Annotated in this window: 19 protein-coding genes; 3 read left to right on the forward strand and 16 right to left on the reverse strand. The window is 39.2% G+C overall.

What is annotated here, in order from left to right; all coding sequences use genetic code 11:
* Positions 1-9: 9 nt before the first annotated feature.
* Entirely contained in the window at positions 10-789 is a 780-nt protein-coding gene (locus P162_RS14245; RefSeq protein ID WP_031428318.1) for a Ku protein, read from the reverse strand.
* A 626-nt stretch (positions 790-1,415) separates the two neighbouring features.
* Here P162_RS14245 and P162_RS14255 point away from each other — a divergent pair.
* A complete protein-coding gene (locus P162_RS14255) occupies positions 1,416-2,144 on the forward strand; it encodes a hypothetical protein (protein WP_051907922.1) in 729 nt (242 codons plus the stop codon).
* A gap of 474 nt (positions 2,145-2,618) precedes the next feature.
* Here P162_RS14255 and P162_RS14260 read toward each other — a convergent pair whose 3' ends face one another.
* The 6 genes from P162_RS14260 to clpB form a co-directional block, all read right to left on the reverse strand.
* Positions 2,619-3,245 carry a hypothetical protein gene (locus P162_RS14260; protein ID WP_031428323.1) on the reverse strand — a complete coding sequence of 209 codons (627 nt, stop codon included), beginning with the start codon at positions 3,243-3,245 and terminating at the stop codon, positions 2,619-2,621.
* Complete coding sequence (locus P162_RS14265) at positions 3,235-3,738, reverse strand: RNA polymerase sigma factor (RefSeq protein WP_031428324.1); 504 nt, start codon at positions 3,736-3,738, stop codon at positions 3,235-3,237. The genes P162_RS14260 and P162_RS14265 overlap by 11 nt, the downstream gene beginning before the upstream one ends.
* 10 nt (positions 3,739-3,748) lie before the next feature.
* Entirely contained in the window at positions 3,749-4,615 is an 867-nt protein-coding gene (locus tag P162_RS14270; RefSeq protein ID WP_031428325.1) for a TraB/GumN family protein, read from the reverse strand.
* Positions 4,616-5,290: 675 nt separating this feature from the next.
* Positions 5,291-6,043 (reverse strand): hypothetical protein, encoded by a 753-nt coding sequence (locus tag P162_RS14275; protein WP_031428327.1) that lies wholly within the window; start codon positions 6,041-6,043, stop codon positions 5,291-5,293.
* A gap of 343 nt (positions 6,044-6,386) precedes the next feature.
* Positions 6,387-6,692 carry a hypothetical protein gene (locus P162_RS14280; protein ID WP_031428329.1) on the reverse strand — a complete coding sequence of 102 codons (306 nt, stop codon included), beginning with the start codon at positions 6,690-6,692 and terminating at the stop codon, positions 6,387-6,389.
* A gap of 227 nt (positions 6,693-6,919) precedes the next feature.
* On the reverse strand, positions 6,920-9,523 hold the full coding sequence (gene clpB / locus P162_RS14285; protein ID WP_031428331.1) for an ATP-dependent chaperone ClpB: 2,604 nt from the start codon (positions 9,521-9,523) through the stop codon (positions 6,920-6,922).
* Between the two features lie 186 nt (positions 9,524-9,709).
* On the opposite strand from clpB, the gene ytxJ reads away from it, so the two are divergent.
* Entirely contained in the window at positions 9,710-10,102 is a 393-nt protein-coding gene (gene ytxJ, locus P162_RS14290) for a bacillithiol system redox-active protein YtxJ (RefSeq protein WP_031428332.1), read from the forward strand.
* A gap of 77 nt (positions 10,103-10,179) precedes the next feature.
* On the opposite strand, the gene P162_RS14295 is transcribed toward ytxJ, so the two are convergent.
* The 4 genes from P162_RS14295 to P162_RS14310 all read right to left on the reverse strand — a co-directional run bounded on the left by P162_RS14295 (position 10,180) and on the right by P162_RS14310 (position 14,938).
* Positions 10,180-10,959 carry a hypothetical protein gene (locus P162_RS14295; RefSeq protein ID WP_031428333.1) on the reverse strand — a complete coding sequence of 260 codons (780 nt, stop codon included), beginning with the start codon at positions 10,957-10,959 and terminating at the stop codon, positions 10,180-10,182.
* Positions 10,960-10,979: 20 nt separating this feature from the next.
* Positions 10,980-11,708: an MIP/aquaporin family protein gene (locus P162_RS14300; protein ID WP_031428335.1), complete on the reverse strand. Its 729-nt coding sequence runs from the start codon at positions 11,706-11,708 to the stop codon at positions 10,980-10,982.
* A 12-nt stretch (positions 11,709-11,720) separates the two neighbouring features.
* Positions 11,721-13,214 (reverse strand): glycerol kinase GlpK, encoded by a 1,494-nt coding sequence (gene glpK / locus P162_RS14305; RefSeq protein WP_031428337.1) that lies wholly within the window; start codon positions 13,212-13,214, stop codon positions 11,721-11,723.
* A 146-nt stretch (positions 13,215-13,360) separates the two neighbouring features.
* Complete coding sequence (locus P162_RS14310; protein ID WP_031428338.1) at positions 13,361-14,938, reverse strand: glycerol-3-phosphate dehydrogenase/oxidase; 1,578 nt, start codon at positions 14,936-14,938, stop codon at positions 13,361-13,363.
* A 373-nt stretch (positions 14,939-15,311) separates the two neighbouring features.
* Between P162_RS14310 and P162_RS14315 the strand changes: the two genes are divergently transcribed.
* Positions 15,312-16,073 carry a DeoR/GlpR family DNA-binding transcription regulator gene (locus tag P162_RS14315; RefSeq protein ID WP_031428340.1) on the forward strand — a complete coding sequence of 254 codons (762 nt, stop codon included), beginning with the start codon at positions 15,312-15,314 and terminating at the stop codon, positions 16,071-16,073.
* A 224-nt stretch (positions 16,074-16,297) separates the two neighbouring features.
* Here the strand turns inward: P162_RS14315 and rplT are convergent, their stop codons facing one another.
* The 5 genes from rplT to P162_RS14340 all read right to left on the reverse strand — a co-directional run bounded on the left by rplT (position 16,298) and on the right by P162_RS14340 (position 21,184).
* On the reverse strand, positions 16,298-16,642 hold the full coding sequence (rplT, locus tag P162_RS14320) for a 50S ribosomal protein L20 (protein WP_031428341.1): 345 nt from the start codon (positions 16,640-16,642) through the stop codon (positions 16,298-16,300).
* 98 nt (positions 16,643-16,740) lie between these two features.
* Complete coding sequence (rpmI, locus tag P162_RS14325) at positions 16,741-16,938, reverse strand: 50S ribosomal protein L35 (RefSeq protein WP_031428342.1); 198 nt, start codon at positions 16,936-16,938, stop codon at positions 16,741-16,743.
* A 119-nt stretch (positions 16,939-17,057) separates the two neighbouring features.
* Positions 17,058-17,576: a translation initiation factor IF-3 gene (infC, locus tag P162_RS14330; RefSeq protein ID WP_081868435.1), complete on the reverse strand. Its 519-nt coding sequence runs from the start codon at positions 17,574-17,576 to the stop codon at positions 17,058-17,060.
* Positions 17,577-17,631: 55 nt separating this feature from the next.
* On the reverse strand, positions 17,632-19,578 hold the full coding sequence (gene thrS / locus P162_RS14335) for a threonine--tRNA ligase (protein ID WP_031428344.1): 1,947 nt from the start codon (positions 19,576-19,578) through the stop codon (positions 17,632-17,634).
* Positions 19,579-19,882: 304 nt separating this feature from the next.
* Complete coding sequence (locus P162_RS14340; protein WP_031428345.1) at positions 19,883-21,184, reverse strand: DUF58 domain-containing protein; 1,302 nt, start codon at positions 21,182-21,184, stop codon at positions 19,883-19,885.
* Positions 21,185-21,188: the final 4 nt, after the last annotated feature.

Consider the following 21,188-nt stretch of genomic DNA (forward strand, 5'->3'; position numbering starts at 1 on the left):
AAGGTTTCTTTATGAAGCTTTTGATTTCTTTCTTTTTTCCAGACTGTCTTTAAGTCGGCTCATAAGATCCTTGGCCGGGGTAGGGGTAGTATCAATTTCTTCCGTGGCCTCGGTTTTTTTGCCAGAAGCTTTGTTCTTTATGATCTTCAGCAACTGGTCATTATAGACATCTTTATACTTTGTGGGATCAAATTTTGTGGTGTATTGCTCAATAAGTGAAAGCGCCATATCAACTTCTTTCTTTGACACTTTTGTTGTTGGCAGTTTTAAATCTGTGGGATTTCTGATCTCATCATCAAAACGTATCACGTGAAGTACAAGTGCATCTTTGTAAACCCCTATTAAACTCAAATGTTCTTTTTGACGCATCACAAAGGTAGCCACACCCAGTTTCCCGGTTTTTTTGAGCGCGTTGCGCAGGAGGTTATAGGATTTTCCGCCCTCCTTTTGAGGTTCAAGGAAATAAGGTTTTTTAAAAAGGACATCGCTCACATCATCTTCTTCGATAAATTCTTCAATATCTATAGTCTTGTTCTTTTTCATATTGGCCTGTTCAAAATCCTCATCCTCTAAAATCACATAGCCATCGTCACGTTTATAACCTTTTACGATATCCTTCCATTCAACTTCTTTTCCGCTTTTTTCATTGATACGCTTGTAGCGAATGCGTTCATGATCATGGCTATCAAGCATATCGAGATCGATCTTTCGGTCTTCGGAGCCAGAATACATTTTAATGGGGATAGATACGAGGCCAAAACTGATAGAGCCATTCCAGATAGAGCGCATAAGAAATTGTTTTTTGAAAATTAATCAAAACCAGCAAATACCAAATCATTTTTCACGTGGGTTTAACCTTGTGCCCAATTTATGGGATGCGATACGAATGAATTTCTGAGGACCATTTTCAGTATGAAAAGGTTAATAAATAGGTCGGAAAGCACGTTTTATGATCTAAAAAGGAAGAAAACCTGGAATATAGAGAGCTATTTAGTGAATTGAAAAACCTATTAAAAATGATAAAAATCTGCCTGAAATACTCAATAATAGCTGATCAAAACGAGTTTTTTATAGTTATCGTGAGTTTCCTATCTGAAGCCGGTAAAAAAAAAGATTCTTAAAAAGCAAAGCTGATTTTCAGAAAGTAAATCTGCATAAAATGCAGCTTCCCGAAGGAATTTTTAAGAACTATCAGCATATGAAATGAGTAAAAAGGTAAGTGTGAATAAAAGAGATTTTTCTATTCATTTTAAAGGTCAGAATGATAAACTGCTCAATTTTATAAAGTTAGCCAGGGGGAAAGCATTTGCAAAGCGTGGTCTTCACTTTTTGAGTTATTTAAGAAAATTCGGTAAATTTCTTTTCTTAAGATTTAAGATAATTGCCCCAAAAAACTAAATTACAACAAGCCTTCAGTGAATAAACTTCTCGTAAAAATTATCGGTATTGCCAGTTTTTTGTTTTTGAACAGTTGTAAATCACTTGTAAACAAGCAAACTAAAATGGAAAGGTCTGCAGCAGCTCCCTTTATAGAAAATTTTGATTCTCAAAGCAGCTTTGACTTTTTATGGCAGGACGATTCTTCCCAGAGCCCCAGCTCTTATGTTATTGAGGGAGAATCTTTGAAAATCACAACCAGTGTAGGAAGCCAGGACCGTGTAAAAGCGCATACGCGGCGAAAAGATTTTGGTGTTGGTAGCTATATCTGGCGTATTTACATTCCACAATTTGAAAAAAACGCGCGGTGTAGTATTGGCGCTTTTTTGTACCACAGCGGTAAACCGGCTTATGAAGTTGATTTTGAAATAGGTTTTGGAAAATCAGCGTTACGCGAGACGTTAAATGCTGAGGTTGATCAGGCCGTTGTGTTTTGTACTTCCCAGAGCAAACCCTTTACTTCAGAAGAATTTAAAGTTAAAATGGAAGCATGGTCTATTTTTAGAATGGAATTAAATAATGTGGGTGGAAAGTATCTTGTCAAATGGTTTATAAATGACCAACTGGTGAAAACCTTACAAACCGAAGTAAAAACAGCTGTGAAGTTTTCTGTTTATACCAGCTTAGAAAATCTTTCTTTTATGGGTTCAAAATGGCCAACGCGAGAGCATTACGCCCTATTTGATTCCTTTAAGTATGAACAGTAACATTTTTAGGTATGTAAATTAACTGGTTTAAACTCTGGGATTTCGTTTTTCAAGATTCTGGGTCAATTCCTGATAGGTTCTCCAGATTGAAATTGTAATCCTTTTGAAACTTTTCGATAAACTCCAGTTATTTGACCTTGACTTCTAACTATTTGATTTTATCCTGCTTACCCATAACTCGTACTTCGGATTTAAGGTATGTCACTTTTTAACCGATCGTAATTAGAAGATCTTAAAATAGTATAGGATTTTGCAGCACAATTAACGGAGATCTGATAGTTTTTAGTTTGATCAATGATTATTATTTGGCTTAAAATCTACTTTTTAATATTTTTTTGTGGCGCGGTTAATTGTTTTCAATCTCAATCCTGAAGGATATGTTCGATTTTAATTTAGGGATTAACAGGGAGAATGTATTCCTCTCCTCATAGAGAACACTGTCACTAATTAATGTGATCTGTGTTAGGGATGGAGCTATTCAACATTCATTTCGTTCAAGGTTTTCTCAATGTTTTTTAAATATTTTCCATAGAGCAAATTTGTCCACCATCTCGTCATAAAGACAATTATTATGGATGCCAGCAAATAACCAATTATATAGCATAGCAGCGTATTTGTGCTAATTTCAAAAGTAAGTAGATCATAAAGGGTAGAATCCACAAAATCACCTTTACCCGTGTAAACTACAAAAACTAGAAAAGGAAGGATTAAACTACCTGATATTATGGCGGTTTTATATACTTCCAGGGTTAAATGGAGTTCATGAATTGTAGTTATAAGTACATGTTTAGAGCTTGTGGATATATCCAGTTTGCGTTTAAGAAAAGTGCTCATCTTTAAAAGATAAATGATAGTGATCAATGTTATAATAAACAATAATATAAAATACAGGCCTTTTGCAATTCTGTTCATTTCTAACAAACCAGAAATGGTAAAGAGGCTAATAAAAACTACAATTTGAATTAAAATCTCATTTCTTAAGTTTCTTCTTATTTTTTGAAGTGGTAACTGGGTACTTTTTAATTCTTTTATATGCTGCGGAATTGTTTGATTCTCCATTGATTCAGCATTCATTTTGTTTTTTATGTCATCAAAATTCATATCCTTGATTTTTTATAATGTCTTGTAATTTACTTTTAATCCTATTTGTCTTTACGCGAACGTTTGCTTCTGAAATCCCTAAATTTTCAGCTATTTCTTTCCCTGAAAAACCTTCAATATATTGTAGAATCAGTGCTTTTTCAACTTTATTGAGCTCTTTCACTGCTTTATAAAAATGAACCAATTGCAGGTCTTTTTCATTGGTGTAACTATCAGCGCTAACCGGTTCGATCTTTAGCGATGCGTATTTATCAGGCTTCCTGTTTTCTTTTTTAAAGAATACGATTGCCGTATTTAACGCAACTCTATACATCCACGTAGAAAACGCGCTATTCCCTTTAAAAGAATCCAGGGATTTCCATAATTGTAAAATGATTTCCTGAAATAAGTCCTGCTGGTCTTCAAAATTGTCAAAATAAATCCTGGAAACTTTATAGAGAATACCTTTATGCTGATTGATGCGTGCTAAAAATTCCTGTTCGGTTATTTTCATAAGAAATATCTTAATTTTTGACTGGGGTAACCGTATATCCTTTTTTCCTCAAGAGGTTGATTATCCCATACTCACGTACCAAATGTGCTGCACCTACGGCAAATAAATTGCTTTTTTCATGCATCATTTGAGGCATTTTTTCGGCCCAGCTTTTGTTTCGCTCTATTTGCATTACTTCCATTGCATTGCGATCCATATACCTTTCTTTCATAATTAAATCTACCGTATGGGTTAGTTCTTCTTTTTTATAAGCTGCAGTGGCACCGGCAAGATCCTTTTTGTAATATTCAAACAGCATTATTTGCTTAAAGGCAAATGCTGAGTGATACGTTTTTTTCAAAATTTCAATTTGTTGCGAAGCTTTCTCTAAACTGAATATGGGTTTATTACTTTCAGCTGCCATTTTTGTGAGTTCATTTTCAAAGGATTTGAGGTTGGCACAAGGCAACATTTTAGTAATCATCAGCGAGTGCAACATAGAAAGTCCGTAGCTATCATAGGCTTCCAGGGATTGTCCTGTGACTTCATTTACCAGAGAGTCCAATTTTTCATAATGCTGCTCAGATAATTCATCAGATATTTTTTTAGGATGGCTAATGGATTCCTGAAAGATTTGCATCTCATCAGGATCAGATAAATTTACCTCTAAAACCAATGCCTCCGCATTTTCAAATGCCTCTGTTACTTTTTTTGGTATTTTAAAGTCCTTTTCACACATAAAATGAAAAGATCCAAAAATATAGGAAGGCTGCTTAAGGTCTGTGTGCTCAACTTTCCATAGGACAGAGTTTTCCAGATTTGTTTTTTCCTGCGCCTGGGAAGAATTAAAAGATAAGATCAATACAAAAAGTGCCGAACGTAATAAATACTGTTTCATTTTTTTGTTTTTAGAATTCGCACCGTAAGTATGGGAATCTAAAATTTGTTACAAAAAAATAAAAATCGAACTGGCTATGGACGTGTGATTTGCCCTTAATACTGCGAGTATTTTTAACTAATCCAGGATTATGATTTGTTAGGGAAAGTTATTTTAATCGGATTGAAGATTTTATGCTAGGACTTATGAAGCAGGACAGCGGCAGCCACTAACATTGTTGACCAGTATACATAAAAGCTCTGGAACCTTTTATTTCTCTATGTAATTAGTGGCTGTAAGCGAAATAAAAATTACAGTGAAATCTATGAACGGATTATGGCCAAGGGAAAAAGCAAAAAGAATGCATAGATCGCGGTAGGCAATAAGCTATTAAATCAAGCTTTTGTCATTGTTAGATCATGAGTGCCCTATAATGAGAAGTGCATTTCTCTTTTGATAAATGGGTAAGTCAAAAGTAGGATAAGGGTGTCAGCTAATATCTAAGATTTTAGATTATTGGCCAGGGAATAAATAGGTCTCAGATGCAATGTGGAGGCAGCGTTGTTTTTTTTTTCAGTTCTTTGTTACGTATTGTAATCACTAATTTAGCAAATACAAACCGAATAAAAATCTGCTTTGATTTTCGTAAGTTGACGAGATTAAGCCATTAATTAAATACGTTATTGCGCTAGTAATTTAATAATAAAACTGACTTAAAAAACTCGGATTTCCTTTTTCTTCAGGATAGAAATAAATACCGATTAGTAATTTACTACTATCATGAACTTTGTCTTTAATTCCATTATCGAAACTCGACCATTCTGTTTTCTTTAGTATATCAATTAATTTTTGGTCAATTGAGGTGCCAAAACCACTAATTTCCACAACATTTTTAATTGTCAAATCAGATGCAAATGTAATTTCATAAACTGCATAATTTTTTTCAAGTTCAATTCCTTTGAATTGCTCTAAATTATTATGAAGTTTTCCCTTTTCACGATAACTTACTTTATCAGTAAATTCAATATTCTTGGAGTTAAACATTCTTAAAATATTTAATTCCCCTCTTTGCCTTTTTAGATTTCGATTGTTTAAATATAGTAAGCCAGAACACAATCCAACGCTGTATTTCCCATCTTTCCTTTTTCGAGCGTAGATAACTAATTCAGTGTTTTCGGGAATAAATAGTTCACAAGAACTTCCCATTCCTCCATCACTTCTTCCAGCAACATAAATTGATTTTAATTTTTCGCCTTTGAAGATTTCACTAATTATTATATCAGCTTTATAAAGTTCTATCGAGCTTTCATTTTTATAATTCTTAACAATTGTAGCTTTAGCAACGAAATCAGATTCAATGTATTTTTCAGTTATTTTCGGTTCATCACAAGTACAGGCAAAAACTCCGATTGAAAAAAAATATATTATAATTTGTAGTATGTTTTTCATAAGTAGTGGCAACGGTTAGTGTATGAAGTTTAGCGTATAAAAAGACGCTAGTTCTTCGGATAAAAACACAGCCAAATTTTTATTCTTTGTTTTAAATTTTTCTATGCTAAAAGCCAAATTAAAAAAAATTGGCGGTCTTTATTAACAAGCACAAAACTTCAATTTAGCACTTATTAGCTTTGTTTTATACACCATGTTGTAAGTAGTAGTTTTTTTTAATTAATAATTCCATTTTCTTTTTTTCAAAACCGCTGAAAACAAGTCATTTGAATGAGCTTTCATAATTTAGATTTTTAAATTCAGAGTTGAGGTGAATTCGTAAGTTTGAGTCAATTTTCTAAAATTAAACGAGACTATTTATATTAGTTTTTATTCGATTAGAAATCACATCCAGTTCCTCTTGTAAATCCCCAGTATCAAATAAAACAAACGTATTGTATTTCAATGCAATTTCAGTTTCATTGCTCTTAAAAAAAATAGATAATTCCTTTGGGAATTTTTCTCCGTCAACTGTTAATTGACTACCTGCTTTTCTCATTACTAAAATTTGGTCGTCTTCAGTGTGAACAAAGTAACCATATCGAATAAAAAAAGTAATGCATTTTTCCCTATTTAGTGATTCTTTGAATGTGATTTTTTTTGCTTTCATATTGTGTTTACCTATTTTAAATTTTATTTTTCCTGTTCAATTATTTCTGCTATCCCTTACAACATACCTATAAGGGCAGAATTACTCTTATTTCCATTTTACATATAACAATATACCAGATTAAAAGAGAACCCTAAACTTGAGTTTTATACTATTTATTAATTAATTTAAAAAAACACCCCAAAAAAGCTAATTTTTGGGGTGTTTTTGAATAAAAATAGCGGTTTTTATTCTTTTTCCGCCAGTTCATTTTGGTTTCTAAAAACCAGTTCGTCGTCAAAGGCATCCAGTAAAATGATACTGTCTGTAGAGATCGAACCGCTCAAAATTTCCTTGGAAAGTTTGTTGAGTACCTCCTTCTGTATGGTACGCTTTACGGGGCGGGCACCAAACTCGGGCTGAAAGCCTTTTTCACCCAGAAACTTGATCGCATCCTCTGTTGCATCAAGGGTGATCCCTTGCTTGTTGAGCATTTTGCCCACGCTTTTAAGCTGCAAGTTTACCACACTTTGAATGTTTTTACGTGTCAACGGACTAAACATTACGATATCATCAATCCGGTTTATGAACTCCGGGCGTACGCTTTGTTTAAGCATGGCCAGTACTTCCACTTTTGCAGCTTCCATCGCCGTATCCATATCCTTGACCGCTTCAAACTTCTCCTGTATGATATGGCTTCCCATATTAGAGGTCATGATGATGATCGTATTCTTAAAGTCCGCCAGGCGGCCCTTGTTATCTGTAAGTCGGCCTTCATCAAGCACCTGTAACAGGATATTAAAGGTATCTGGGTGCGCTTTTTCGATCTCATCAAGCAAGACCACAGAATACGGTTTTCTACGTACCGCTTCGGTAAGTTGGCCACCTTCATCATAACCCACATATCCCGGAGGCGCTCCCACAAGTCTGCTCACCGAGTGGCGTTCCTGATATTCACTCATATCAATACGGGTCATGTTGTTCTCATCATCAAAGAGAAACTCCGCCAGTGCTTTGGCAAGTTCGGTCTTACCAACGCCGGTAGTTCCCAGGAAGAGGAATGATCCCACAGGTTTCCGCTGATCTTGCAAACCGGCACGGCTACGTCGTATGGCATCGCTCACCGCGACAATGGCTTCGTCCTGGCCCACCACACGTTTGTGCAGTTCTTCTTCAAGGTGCAGTAATTTCTCGCGATCGCTCTGAAGCATTTTTGCCACAGGGATTCCCGTCCATTTGGCGACTACTTCTGCGATATCTTCACTTGTCACCTCTTCTTTGATCAGGCTGTTTTCTTCCTGGCCGGCCAACTGTTTCTGGTATTGTTCCAGCTGCTCCTGGGCTTCCTTGATCTTACCATAGCGCAATTCTGCAACTTTACCATAGTTGCCCTCACGTTCTGCACGTTCGGCTTCCAACTTGAAGTTTTCAATATCCTGTTTAGCGCTCTGGATGTTGTCTACCACTTCCTTTTCGCTCATCCATTTCGCGTTGATCTCATTGCGGTCTTCTTTGAGATTGGCCAGTTCTGCCTGCAGGTTTTTAAGTTTGGTCTCATCCTGCTCGCGTTTTATGGCTTCAATTTCAATTTCCAACTGCATGATCTTGCGGTCGAGAACATCCAGTTCTTCCGGCTTGGAATTGATTTCCATGCGCATTTTAGAAGCGGCCTCGTCCATCAGGTCAATCGCCTTGTCGGGTAGAAAACGATTTGTTATATACCGCTGGGAAAGTTCTACCGCGGCGATGATCGCGTTGTCTTTGATACGTACCTTGTGATGCGTTTCATACTTTTCTTTGATACCACGCAAAATGGAAATCGCACTTTCAGTATCTGGCTCATTCACCTGTACCCGTTGAAAACGGCGTTCCAGCGCTTTGTCTTTTTCAAAATATTTCTGGTATTCATCTAACGTGGTTGCGCCAATGGCCCGCAGTTCGCCACGCGCAAGGGCAGGTTTGAGAATGTTTGCCGCATCCATCGCGCCCTGACCGCCACCGGCACCTACCAGAGTGTGAATCTCGTCTATAAACAGTACCACATCTCCTGCGGAAGTTGTTACTTCTTTGATTACCGCTTTTAGGCGTTCTTCAAATTCACCTTTGTATTTGGCCCCGGCGATAAGCGCGCCCATATCTAATGCCCAAATTTGTTTTTCCTGCAAATTTTCTGGAACATCACCATCTACGATACGATGCGCAAGACCTTCTGCAATTGCGGTCTTACCGGTACCGGGTTCGCCCACAAGTATGGGATTGTTTTTTGTCCTGCGGGTAAGGATTTGCAAAATACGGCGTATTTCCTCATCGCGGCCTATAACGGGATCAAGCTTGCCATCACGCGCCATTTGATTCAGGTTTTTGGCATATTTGCTTAACGAATTGTACGTTTCTTCAGCGCTTTGCGAAGTCACGCGATCGCCATTGCGCAATTCTTCAATTGCAGCTTTAAGGTGTTTTTCAGTGACGCCCTGATCTTTTAGGATCTGTGCTATCTTACTGTTGGATTTAAATATGGCCAAAAGCAAATGCTCTATGGATACATATTCATCGTTCATTTTTTTTGCGATCAGGCCGGCTTCGGTCATTGTTTTTCCGGCTTCGCGTGAAAGTATGATTTCGCCTCCGCTCACTTTTGGGAAACTGGTCAATGTGCTGTCCAGGATTTGTTTCAGCAGATTTACATTGACGTCCAGTTTTTGTAAAAGGAAGGGAGTTACATTTTCATCCACTTCAAAGAGTGCCTTGAAAATGTGTTCGTTTTCTATTTGTTGGTGTCCATAGCCTTGCGCCAACTGCTGCGCGTGCTGTAGGGCTTCCTGTGATTTTATGGTGAAATTATTGAAGTTCATTTTATGGTGTTTTTTAAAGGTCTAAACCAATTAATGTGCCGCTGCAGAATATTGTCAATTAGTCAGTTAATTTGCTATTTATAGTGACAAAATGGCAATTTATAGTGGAAAATGCTTGATTTACCAGTAAATTTATCGTATTTAATGCCGTATCTTTGTTAAAAACAACGTAATTAAAAAACGAAAATGGGATTTTTTGATAAGTTTAAAAGTCAGCGCGATATCGCAAAAGAGGAGATAAAAGAGGTGAAATGGATTGCGCTTGAACGCAAAGAGCAAGTTGAGGAAATTGCTGAAATATCTTCAAAAACACCGGTTTTAATCTTTAAGCACAGTACATCCTGCGGAATCAGTCGTATGTCGCTCAAGCAGTTTGAAAAGGAATATGATCTTGAAAAAAGCGTTGTAGAGCCGTATTTCCTTGACCTGAAACAATACCGCGAAATAAGCAATCTGGTTGCTTCAAAGTTTAACGTTCAGCATGAAAGTCCACAGGTTTTATTGATTATAAACGGCGAAGCCGTTTATAATGAATCCCACGGTAGTATTAGCGTGGGTGCAGTTAAAGGAGCGCTCTAAGGACGATTCAAACATGTACCTTCTAAATATTGGTGTTTTATGTTAAAAAAAATGCGTTTTAACGGTAAAAAACAGCTTTAAAATAAACTCACGGCAATTTGAATAGCGCCGTATTCCTGTACGGTATTCCAGGAAGCCGTGGCAGAAATGGGTAGGGTATAGGACTTCATTATTTTTACATCCCTGTTGTAAATTACCCCTACGTTAGACAAACCGGGATGATCGCCATAAAAGTGTGCGGTACTTAAAAAGGAGAAGGATCCACCCACAAAACCGGCAAACGACCAGTCTTTTTCCTTAAGAATTACGTAACTCGCTTCCACATAGTTGGTAAAAGCATTTTTCAGCTTTCCAGTATTGGTTTCATAGGTGTCCCTGCCCTGAATAACGGTAGACCATGAAAGCTGCAATGGGATTTTTTCAAAAGAATATGCCAGACTAGCATCAATAAAATGAGAGGTTTCTGCGCGGTCATAGTTAAAAAAACCTACATCAGGATAATCGCTGGTATTGTTTATGTCCCAGATGGCCAGGGTAAAGTTTTTATGGGAAAAACTAAGATAGTAATCATATTCAGTATACTCACCGGTAAACGATCTTCCGCCCCACAGGCCAGCCTTAAAAAATCCATTTTTTGAATTGTAGCTGATATCTGCAACGGTTACGGGAGAGTTGCTGACATGCAAACCCCGCCATAAGTGCATATTTTTGACCATTAGGTTAAAATCTAACGTTTTGTAAACCGTATCCTGATCTTCTTCAATATCTGTGGTTATTGCGCGCAGGTCGTCCTGCGCCGCTACTTCTTCAAATACCGATAGGCATAGAAAAAACAGCAGCATAATGTAAAATTTCATAAATTATTTAGCTTTTAGGATTATAGAATGATGAATAGCATTGCGGCGATCAGTGCACCAATTATAGGCCCCACAACGGGAACCCAGGAGTAGCTCCAGTTACTATCGGTTTTTCCTCTTATGGGCAATAACGCATGTACGATTCTGGGTCCCAGATCCCTTGCCGGGTTGATGGCGTAACCAGTGGTGCCGCCCAGTGATAAGCCAATGCCCCAGACTATAAATGCCACGGGGATGGCGCCAATGGAGCCTAGGCCAACAGTCGTGCCCGTACCGTCATTTATTTCTGCTTCGGAAAAGTAGAACACACAGAAAATGAGTACGAACGTGCCCAGGATTTCGCTTAACATATTCCTGAACGTATTGGGGATTGCGGGGTCTGTACAGAAGACCGCGCGTTTGAGTCCAGCGTCTTCTGTGGCGTCAAAATGGTCTTTGTACATGGCATAGACCAAAGACGATCCCAGCATGGCGCCGATAAACTGGGCCAGGATATACAAAGGCACATCTGCCCATGGAAAAAGTCCACCAGCGGCGAGGCCTATACTTACGGCCGGATTTAAATGCGCGCCGCTGTACGGACCCGCGACAACAACACCGGCAAAAACCGCAAGTCCCCAGGCAGTGGTAATGGTCATCCAGCCGCCCCCTTTTCCTTTAGTTTTCTCAAGAATGTCATTTGCGACGATACCGCCGCCCAGGAGTATGAGAATTCCAGTTCCCAGTAATTCTGCAATAAATGGAGTCATAGTGGTTGGTTTTTATAAGGTTGTCCAGTATTTCAAGGCTTCTACCGCGCGATACCAGCCTTTGATTCCGTTTTCCACATCTTTCTTATCTTTTGCTGGTGTAAAACGTGTTTCTTCTTCCCACATTTCTTGAATTTCTTCTTCACTTTCCCAAAAACCTACGGCGATTCCCGCAAGATATGCAGCGCCCAGGGCAGTGGTTTCGGTAATTTCTGGTCGAATGGTGACCGAATCCAGCACATCTGCCTGAAACTGCATCAACATATCATTTACAGAAGCGCCGCCGTCTACGCGAACTTCTTTGATACTGATACCGGAGTCGGCTTTCATTGCCTTTAAAATATCCATCGTTTGGTAGGCAATTGCCTCAATGGAAGCCCTGGCAATGTGCGCATCTGTAGTCCCGCGATTCAGACCGAAAATGGTTCCCTGTGCTTTTTGGTTCCAGTAAGGGGCGCCCATTCCCACAAAGGCCGGTATAAAGTAAACGCCATCCGTGCTATCTACAGAGCTGGCAAGGTGTTCCACATCAGACGATCTTCTGATGATTCCCAGACCGTCCCTTAACCATTGCACTACTGCGCCGCCTATAAAAATGCTCCCTTCCAGGGCGTAACGCGTTTCACCTTTTATTCTCCACGCGACGGTGGTGAGTAGGTTGTTTTTAGAAAGAATGGGCTTTTTGCCTATATTCATAAGCATAAAACATCCCGTACCATAGGTACTTTTTACCATTCCCTTTTTGGTGCACATCTGCCCGAAAAGTGCGGCCATTTGATCTCCCGCAATACCTGCGATGGGAATTTTTGAAGCAAAGACCGTCGTTTTGGTATGGCCATAGATTTCGCTGGAATCTTTTACCTCTGGCAACATGCTTTTTGGGATGTCAAAAAGTTCGATCAGTTCATCGTCCCATTCCATCGTATTGATGTTGAACAACATGGTTCGGGATGCATTTGTTACATCCGTAATGTGCAATTCACCTTTGGTAAAGTTCCATATCAACCAGGAATCAATGGTTCCCATGGCAAGCTCACCGGCCTCTGCACGCTCCCTAACGCCATCTACGTTATCCAAAATCCATTTAACTTTGGTTCCCGAAAAATAAGAATCTATTTTCAGGCCCGTTTTCTTCTGGATCATATCCGCTTTGCCTTCTTCCTTCAGTTTTTCACAATAGTCTGCGGTACGTTTATCCTGCCATACGATGGCATTGTAAACCGCTTTACCGGTTTTACGATCCCACACGACCACGGTCTCCCGTTGGTTGGTGATTCCAATTCCCGCAATGTTTTTACCGTTGAGTCCTTTTTTTGTGGTGGCTTCTGCGGCAACTCCCGCCTGCGTGGCCCATATTTCAGCAGGATCGTGCTCTACCCATCCCGGTTTAGGGAAATATTGCTGAAATTCTTTCTGGGCAACCGACACAATTTTTCCTTTTTTGTCGAAAACGATTGCGCGGGAACTGGTAGTTCCCTGGTCTAAGGCTAAGATAAATGTATCCATTATTGGTTATTTAAGGTTATTATTTGGTTTAAAACAGCTGGTTTTAGTGCGTTCTAGGCAATTATTGAAAAATGCCGGGGGCTTGATGAAAAAAATACCTGACAAAAATGACCAGCATTTCACATTATCATCAGGTATTGAAATTATTATTTACATACGTACTTTTCGGCCATTTTAGTGAATGTTGAAAGTTGGTTATCTTCCCATTCCTGGGTCTGGCCGAGTTCTTCGCGAATTAGCGCAGCAACTTTTGGTGCCATGGCAATTGCAGCACGTGCATCAAGAAAAAGAGCGCGTACACGTCGTGCCAATACATCTTCAACCGTTCTGGCCATCTCGTAACGTACGGCCCATACCACTTCAGCCCCTACAAAAGGCAACCTGTCATCCAAGATTGCGCCCAATTCAGGTCTTTCCGTAATAAGTTTCTCAAGTTTGGGTTGATCGCTACCGTAGATATACAAGTGATTTTCGGTATTTTTCGTTGGTCTGGCGCCGTGTAGCGGGAAGTTTTTAGTCTTGCACTCTTTTTCCGGAAGTTTTTTCAGCGAAATGACCTTATCGATGGCATCTTGCGCCATACGTCTGAATGTGGTCCATTTTCCTCCGGTAATTGTGATCAGATCAGAATCTGATACAATAATCTTATGGCTTCGGGAAATTTCCTTGCTTTTTTCCGAAGCGTCTTTTGGTGCTGCCAGTGGTCTTAGTCCGGCAAAAATGCTTTTCACATCTTTGCGTGTCGCTTGTTTGGAATTGTAATTATTAAAGGTTTTTAGAATAAAATCTATTTCTTTTTCTAGCGGCTGGGGTTCCAGGCTGTGACTTTCAAGATTAGTATCTGTCGTGCCCACTAAGGCCTTGTTATGCCAGGGGATGACAAAAAGAACACGACCGTCCTCAGTTTTGGGAATCATGATCGCGTCGTCTCCAGGCAGAAAAGATTTATCAAAGACAAGATGAACACCCTGACTTGGTACAATGGTTTTTTTCGCATCAGCTTTTTCCATTTTGAGAATGTCATCAGCAAATACACCTGTTGCGTTTATGATTACTTTTCCTGTAAATTGATGTGATATTCCGGTTTCGGTATCTTTCGCAATAACGCCTGAAACCTTTCCTTTGTCATTTTCAGTTAAATCTGTAACCTCGAAATGATTGAGTAGGGTAGCGCCATTTTCTATACATGTTTGTGCCACATTTACCGCAAGCCTGGAATCGTCAAACTGCCCATCTTTATAAACTACACCACCTTTAAGTTTATCCTGCTTTAAGTTGGCTATTCGCTCTAAGGTATTTTCCTTCTTTATGTGATGCGATTTGCCAATGCTCATACTACCCGCAAGCAGGTCGTACATTTTAAGACCAATGGTGTAATAAATTCCTTCCCACCACTTATAATTAGGTATTACAAACGATTGGTTTTGTACGAGGTGCGGGGCATTTTGAAACATCATTCCGCGTTCAAAAAGTGCTTCCCGAACCAAACCTATATCGCCCTGCGCAAGATACCTTACGCCCCCATGTGCAAGTTTTGTGCTACGGCTGGAAGTTCCTTTAGCATAATCTACCTGCTCAAGAAGTAAAGTTTTATAACCTCGTGTAACGCTGTCTAATGCCGTCCCTAAGCCGGTAGCACCTCCACCGATGACGATAACGTCCCAATCACCCTGATGATCAAGACCTTTGAGAATGGATTCACGGGAATATAGGTTTGTTTTCATTTTGCTTTATATTTCGTTTATTTTCAAATATACTATAAGTATGCCAATAAAAGAATAAAAACGAAACATTTAACGAATATTATTCGAATTTAGGTTTCATTTGATTTTAAGTGAAGAATTACGAAAGTAAAAAATAGTTAGCGGAATTAGTATATAAATATAGATCAGACGTATTTCATTCTAAGTAAGAATGTTCTCTAACTAAGGCCTATAGGGAATCAGGTGTTTATTTAAACTGTTTATAAGATGATTGAAGTCTTATTATAGGATTATGTACACGTTTCGAAAAATTTTGAAAAAGATAATTGAATAGTATTCTTTGAGAATATTGCCGTTACTTATTTATCTTTGGATACTAAGAAAATGGGGAGTTATGGAACGACATCAGTTGATTTTAGAGCGATTAAGGGAAAAAAAACATGTAAAGGTTCTTGATCTTTGTGATGAACTTGACGTGAGTGCCGTAACCATAAGAAAAGATCTGAAACTTCTCGAAGAGAAAGGATTACTATATAGAACACACGGCGGGGCATCGCTTGATAACCCTTATATCAATGAAAAACCTATTCAGGAAAAGGAAAAGATTTCGGTAGAGGAGAAGTCTAATATTGCGGAAACCGCATTAAAGCTTATCCTGGAGAACGATTCTATCATGTTAGCTTCAGGCACCACTGTGCAACAATTGGCCAGGGCTATTGTTCCTTTGGGGAAACTAAATGTTATCACCTCTTCTTTGCATGTAGCCCTCGAGCTTATAAAAAATAAAGATGTTGAGGTAATACAGCTCGGCGGACCGTTGAGGCACAGCTCCGGTTCTGTAACAGGTCACTACGCGCAGCATATTTTGAGTAATATTTCCTGCAATCAGCTTTTTTTGGGTGTTGATGGTATTGATCTGGATTATGGCTGTACAACCACGAGTCTTGAGGAAGCAGTCTTAAATAAAAAAATGATGGATTGTGCTCAAAAAACGATTATTTTGGCAGATTCTTCGAAATTCGGAAAGAGGAGCTTTGGTAAAATTTGCGAAATAGATGCTATTGACGAGATTATTACAGATGACAGTCTACCGCTTTCGGTTAAAAACAAATTGCTTGAAATGGGGGTTAAAGTCACGTTGGTGAAAAAGGTTTAACCTTTGGTTTCTAAGGGTTTTGTCAAGAGCACAATAAGGATTACAGCACGTTGCTATTTTTGATATCGAACAACAAAACGTTTTCTTTATCTCTAAAAGAAGCCATTGTGCCAGTTGTAATCTTCCTCTTCAGCGCTTTAAAAAATAACCTTGTAAAATGCAAAAAACCCGGCTTTTGGCCGGGTTTTTTTAGCGGAATGATTATTAATTTTAGGCGTCAGCCCTTATTTTACTTTTTTCACGATAGCTTCAAACGCTTCCGGATGGTTCATAGCTAAATCAGCAAGGACTTTTCTGTTTAGGGAAATGTCTGCTTTTTTAACCGCACCCATAAACTTGGAATATGACATTCCATGTATGCGTGCTCCCGCGTTGATACGGGCGATCCATAACGATCTGAAGTTTCTCTTCTTTTGACGACGGTCACGGTATGCATAAAGCATGGCCTTTTCCACCGCATTCTTAGCTACGGTATAAACGTTTTTACGACGTCCAAAATAACCTTTAGCTTGTTTAATGATTTTCTTTCTGCGGGCTCTGGAAGCTACCGCGTTTACTGATCTTGGCATAATTTAAATTTTTTTGTAGCGGGCGATCCCAAATAAATTAGAATTCTTGTAAAGGCCCGACTCCAGGGTTTTTAATGAATTTTAACCGGTTGCGCGGTTTACTTAAGGCGCAACATGATTTTGACGTTTGGCTCATCAGCCTTATGAACTAAAGTGTCCTGAGTAAGATTACGCTTACGTTTTTTAGACTTTTTAGTTAATATGTGACTTTTGAAAGCGTGCTTTCTTTTGATCTTACCAGTTCCGGTAAGCTTAAAACGCTTCTTGGCACTGGATTTTGTTTTTAATTTTGGCATGTTCCTTTTTTATATGATTATTCCGCTATTTCTTTTTCTTTATTGATTTCGGGACATATTCTATTGACCTCTATTTCTATTTAAAATAGATTTTTTGAGATATACCCTAATCTTAATATTTATTTTGTCTTCTTGGGAGCCAGGAACATAATCATCCTTTTTCCTTCAAGTTTAGGCATTTGCTCCACCTTGCCATATTCTTCAAGATCCTGAGCCAATCTTAAAAGTAGAATCTGCCCCTGATCTTTATAGATAATAGAACGTCCTTTAAAGAAAACATATGCTTTAAGCTTCGATCCTTCTTCAAGGAATTTAATGGCATGTTTCTTCTTAAAATCGTAATCGTGATCATCTGTGTTGGGACCAAAACGAATTTCTTTTACGGTAACTTTAGACGCTTTCGCTTTTATGGCTTTTTCGCGCTTTTTCTGCTCGTAAACGAACTTCTTATAATCCATGATCTTACAGACCGGTGGTTCTGCATTTGGTGAAATCTCCACCAGGTCCAGACCCATTTCATCTGCCATTTCAAGCGCTTTTGGAGTAGGGTAGATGTCCATTTCGACATTATCGCCTACTAGGCGCACTTCCTTAGAGCGTATCTTGCGATTGATATTGTGTTGATCTTTCTTCTCAATCCTGGCTGGGCCTCTTGATCTTTTTCTACGTATTGCTATGACTATTGATTTTTAATTAAACTTTAAATTTTTTAAGCGTGAGTTCTATGTTCTGGTTTACCAGACCTGCAAAATCTGCGACGGTCATTGCACCTAAATCCTCACCACCATGTTTACGTACAGAAACCGTACCATCATTGGCTTCTGTTTCGCCAATTATGAGCATATAAGGAGTTTTTTTGATTTCAGCTTCCCTTATTTTCTTGCCCATTGTTTCGCCACGGTCATCTACAATGGCGCGAATTTCGTGATTTTCAAGAGAATCCAAAACATTTTTAGCGTATTTTTCATATTTTTCGCTAAGCGTTAAAATGCTGGCCTGCACGGGCATAAGCCATAATGGGAAATTACCGCCGGTATGTTCCAGAAGTATCGCCACAAAACGCTCCATACTGCCAAAGGGTGCACGGTGTATCATAACCGGGCGATGCAGTTCATTGTCACTGCCTTTGTATGTAAGGTCAAAGCGTTCGGGCAGGTTATAATCTACTTGAATGGTACCCAATTGCCAACTACGGCCCAGGGCATCTTTTACCATAAAGTCCAACTTAGGACCATAGAATGCCGCTTCACCTGTTTCTACCACATAGTTCAGGTTTTTATCAATGGCCGCGTTGATAATGGCATTTTCCGCTTTTTCCCAGTTGGCATTGCTGCCTATATATTTTTTCTTGTTCTCCGGATCGCGTAAGGAAACCTGAGCGGTAAAATTCTCAAAACCAAGAGATCCGAATACATAAAGTACCAGATCAATCACTTTTTTGAATTCCTCATCCAGCTGGTCTGGAGTACAGAATATATGCGCATCATCCTGCGTAAAACCGCGTACACGGGTCAAACCGTGAAGTTCACCACTTTGCTCGTATCGGTAAACGGTACCAAATTCTGCAAAACGCTTTGGTAAGTCACGGTAGCTCCAGGATGTGGCGTTGAATATCTCACAGTGGTGCGGACAGTTCATGGGTTTGAGCAAAAATTCCTCACCTTCAGAAGGTGTGGTAATCGGTCTAAAGCTGTCTTCACCATATTTCTGGTAATGACCCGAAGTAACATAAAGTTCTTTCTGGCCTATGTGCGGCGTAACCACCATCTCGTAACCCGCCTTTTTCTGGGCTGCTTTAAGAAAATTTTCTAAACGTTCACGCAATGCAGCACCATTGGGTAGCCATAATGGCAGTCCCTGACCCACTTTTTGTGAAAAAGTAAAAAGTTCAAGCTCTTTGCCCAGTTTACGATGGTCCCGTTTTTTAGCTTCCTCCAGTAAATGCAGGTATTCATTAAGTTCTTTTTGCTTGGGGAAAGATATACCGTAAATACGAGTAAGCTGGGTATTGTTCTCATCAGCGCGCCAATATGCCCCGGCGACTTTCATTAATTTGATGGCTTTGACGATCCCTGTGTTGGGGATATGACCGCCACGGCATAAATCTGTAAAGGTATCGTGGTCACAAAAAGTAATGGAACCATCCTCGAGATTCTCGATCAGCTCCACTTTGTATTCATTACCCTGCTCTTCATACATTTTTAGCGCATCATTTTTAGACACACTATGCATATTGAAATCATGCTTTCCGCGGGCGATTTCAAGCATTTTAGCTTCTATCTTGCCAAAATCATTTTCACTGAGCGTTGCTTCGCCCATATCTACGTCGTAATAGAAGCCATTGTCAATCGCGGGGCCAATGGTAAGTTTTGCTTCTGGGTATAATTGCTGAATGGCCTGCGCCAGAATGTGTGCACTGGAGTGCCAGAAAGCCTTTTTGCCTTCTTCATCATTCCACGTAAAAAGGACAAGTTTTCCATTTTCCGTAAGTGGCGTCACGGTTTCCACCACGGTGTCATTATATTTTGCCGAAATCACATTACGGGCAAGTCCCGCGCTGATACTGTTTGCAATATCGATGGGTGTGGTGCCTTTTTCAACCTCTTTTACACTGCCGTCTGGCAAGGTAACTGCTATCATACCTGTTTAATTTTGGAGTGCAAAGATAGGAAGTTTTATAATGAAATGTTAGTGCTTATTCTAAGCAAGTTGTAATTGAAAGAAAACGGATTGCAACGATTAATAAATAGAGTTAATTCGCTGATTATCTACTGGTTATTTTTGAAAGTATCAAAATAAATATCAGTATATGGTATTTAGAGTAAAAATAGAGAGTAATAAGTACGGGAAAATCCTCAGATAACTATCAAAATTTACAACTGGCCTTAAATACTGCTTCTAAATAAATTCAACTTGGTACAGGAATAAATTAAAACGGCCGAATTTAAAGCATCCCTCGCGCTTTGATTTCCAGATATTTATTGATAGTATTTACAGTAAGATCTTCCGGGCGGGTTAAAACAGTCTGAATTCCATTCTTTTCGAGCTCTTTTGCCATTATTTTTTTGTCATAATCCATTTTTTGGGCAATGGTTTTATGATATATTTCCGGAGTACTTCCCGCAGGTTTATCGATCAAATGTTTTATCTCTGTATTTTCAAATAAAATTACCACGAGCACGTGTTTTTTAGCAAGTGCCTTGAGATAGGGTAGCTGGCGTTGCAGCGCGCTGATATGCTCAAAATTTGTATATAAAAGGAGTAAACTGCGATGTGTAATCTTACGTTTTACTTCGGCATAAAGCCGGCCGTAGTCACTGTCCAGAAACTGGGGATCTATACTATAAAGCACTTCAAGGATCGTGTTGATATGCGTTTTTTTGTTGCTTGCCGCGAGATGGTTCTGTATGGTATTGGAAAAGGTGAGCAGACCTGTTTTATCACCTTTCTTTAAAGCGACGTTGCTAAAGGCAAGCGTGCTGTTGATGGCATAATCCAATAAGGTCAATCCTTCAAAGGGCATTTTCATGACCCGGCTGGCGTCTATTATGCTATAAATAGGCTGCGACTTTTCATCCTGATATTGATTGACCATAAGGTCACCAGCTTTGGCGGTAGCCTTCCAGTTTATGGTGCGCACATCATCGCCCATTACATATTCCTTGATCTGCTCAAATTCCATCGTGTGGCCTATGCGACGGATTTTCTTGAGGCCGTATTGCGACAATTTGTTGTCAATCGCCAGGAAGGCGTATTTTTTCATCTGAATGAAAGATGGGTATACCTTTACTTGTTGGTCTTTTTTAAAGGTATAGCGCCTTACCGCGAGATTCCACTTCGTATTCACATATAGGTTAAGATTGCCGAATCTATAATCGCCCCGCGTCACGGGACGTAGTTCATATTCAAATTGATCGGTAGTTTTTGACGCCAGACTGATTTCTTTGCTAAAATCCCGTTTTTGAAACTGTACGGGAATTTCATCAATCGCCGTGACCCGCACGCTAAATTTATAGTTATTGATAACTTTTATGGGAACCGTGTTCAAATCGCTATTGGAAAATTTTTCAGGCAGCATCCGGTCTGCCTGTAATGCATCCTGGGGCCGAAAGAGCGCGATACTATCTATCAAAAGAGCGATAAAAAGTGCTAAAATGCAAAGCCACCCCAAGGGAAAAAAAATGTGATACCAATAGGAAAACAAAAAAAGCACGACGATAACCGCAAGCGCGTAAAATAGGCGCATGCTC

It is taken from the genome of Flavimarina sp. Hel_I_48 (assembly GCF_000733945.1).
Taxonomy (GTDB): Bacteria; Bacteroidota; Bacteroidia; order Flavobacteriales; family Flavobacteriaceae; genus Leeuwenhoekiella.